Origin of the sequence: Micromonospora sp. RHAY321, assembly GCF_023896955.1 — a bacterium.
In the GTDB taxonomy this organism is placed as follows: Bacteria; Actinomycetota; Actinomycetes; order Mycobacteriales; family Micromonosporaceae; genus Micromonospora.
Genome location: NZ_JAMHIW010000040.1, coordinates 1 through 2086, shown reverse-complemented (window position 1 = coordinate 2086; position 2086 = coordinate 1). Strand labels below are relative to the sequence as shown.

Here is a 2086-nt window from a genome sequence, read left to right as displayed (position 1 = left end):
ACTGACCGCCTTGACACCCAGCGTCGAGGCGACGGTGACGATGCGACCCCGGGACGTCTGCAGGAACGGCAGGGCGGCGCGGATGACGGCGGCGGTGGCCAGCAGGTCGACGGCGATGATGCGGTCCCAGGTCTCGCCCGGTACGTAGGCGAGTCGGCCCGGCACGTCCATACCGGCGGCGGTGACGACCGCGTCCAGCCCGCCGGCCTGCTCGGCGAGATGCCGGGTGGCGGCCTCGGCGGCCCGGGTGTCGGCCAGGTCGCACTCGGTCCAGGACACTCCCTCCACCGGCGGCTGCCGGTCCAGCACGAGCGGCCGGCCTCCGGAGGCGGCCACCGCGGCCACCACCGCCGCGCCGAGCCCACTGGAGCCGCCGGTGACGAGCACGGTCGGCCCGGCACCGGGCGACGTGGCGCTCATCGGGTCCGCTCCCCGCCGGCTGCGGCCGACGACGGCGCGGAGAGACGCGCCGGCTCCGGCGGTCGACCGGCGGCACAGCAGGCGCCGGTGGCGTGCCCGGAGCGGGCGATCATGTCAGTGGTGGAACGACCGTCCAGGTACGGCACCACCACCGTGTGCCCGCCCCAGCGGCGCAGGACCTCCGCCTCGGGCAGCGTCGCGGCGTCTCCGCCGCCGGTGGCGTAGTCCCCGCCCTTGACCCAGATGTCCGGGCGCAGCCAGGACAACGCCGCGTCCGGGGTCGGCTCGTCGAAGATCATGACGGCGTCCACGCAGCTCAGTGCCGCGAGCAACCGGCTGCGGTCGCCCTCGGACATCACCGGTCGGTCCGGCCCCTTCAACCCGGCCACGCTGGCATCGGAGTTGACGCAGACGATCAGGCAGTCGCCGAGCTGCCGGGCGGCCTGCAGGGTGGCCACATGCCCGGCGTGCAGCAGGTCGAAGCAGCCTCCCGTGGCGACCACCGTGCCGCCGCTGGCGCGTACGTCGGCGAGCAGTGTGGCGACCGCCGCGACGCCCACCCGGTCACCACCCGGGCCGACCACGCCAGCGGGCACCGGGCGTACCGGCGGCGGCAGGGCCGCGGCCACTCCCCCACCGGCCACGTACGCCGACGCCTCAGCAACCGCCGCCTGCACCGCCTCGGACACCAGCGCGCCCTGCGCCAGCGCGAGACTGGCGGCGGCCGCGAACCGGTCGCCGGCCCCGCAGGTGTCCCCCTCGGCGGCGCCGGGGGTGGGGACCACCAGCGGCGTCGACCCGGCGTGGCAGAGCAGCGCGCCGTCCCCGCCCAGGGTCACCGCGACCGCGCCGGCCCGCCAGCGCCGCCGCAGACCCTGCGCGCCCTGTGAGGCGGTCGCCAGCCGGGACGCCCCGGGCAGGGCGGGAACCAGCTCACGCACCTCCGACTCGTTCGGGGTGGCCAGGTGGACGCCGGGCACCGCGGCCGGCCCGCGCGGGTGCGGGTCCCACACCACCGGCGCGCGGGTCGCGGCCAGCGCGGCACGCAGCGCGGGCTGCCGGGCCACCCCCCGCCCGTAGTCGCTGACCAGTACCGCGGACGCCGCGTCGATCACCCGCAGCACCTCGTCGGACGGCTGTCCCGGTTCGCCCGGCGCGCCGCCACGGTCGTGGCGCAGCAGCACCCGGCCCCGCGCCCGCAGCCGGATCTTCTCCGGTGTCGCGCCGGACAGGGCAAGCGGATACACCTGCACGCCGGCGGCGGCGAGCAGCGCGCTCAGCCGCGCGCCACCGGCGTCGTCGGCGAGCGCCGTCACCAGCACGACCTCGGCCCCCTGCGCGGCTGCGAAGACCGCCGCGAGGCCGGCACCACCGGGCCGGTCGATGGCTGCGGTCTCGTCGAGCACCGGCACCGGCGAGTCCGGACAGAGGCGGTTCACCACCCCTTCCACATCCCGGTCGAGCAGGGTGTCCCCGACAACCACCACGGGTCCCCTCACGCTGTCCCTCCTCATCCTCACGCGTCGACCTGTTGTCCAGTCGGGCCGTCGAGCACCACCTCGACCCCGGTACGCACGGGCCCGGCCGGGAGCCGACCGGGCGCTCCGGGCTCGGCGGGCGCCGGCTCGGCGGACGCGGCCAGCGCGGCGGGCAGTTCCTGTTCGAG

General features: G+C 77.1%; 2 protein-coding genes. Both read right to left on the bottom strand.

Translation table 11 applies throughout. The features are described 5' to 3' along the window. Positions 1-420: SDR family NAD(P)-dependent oxidoreductase (locus M8C17_RS31695; RefSeq protein WP_252420471.1), on the bottom strand; the 420-nt coding region annotated here is incomplete at its 3' end. Further along, the gene (locus tag M8C17_RS31690) at positions 417-1919 is read right to left on the bottom strand and encodes a PfkB family carbohydrate kinase (RefSeq protein ID WP_252420470.1); all 1503 of its coding nucleotides are present in this window, start codon (positions 1917-1919) and stop codon (positions 417-419) included. The genes M8C17_RS31695 and M8C17_RS31690, both read right to left, overlap by 4 nt. Between the last annotated feature and the right edge of the window lie 167 nt (positions 1920-2086).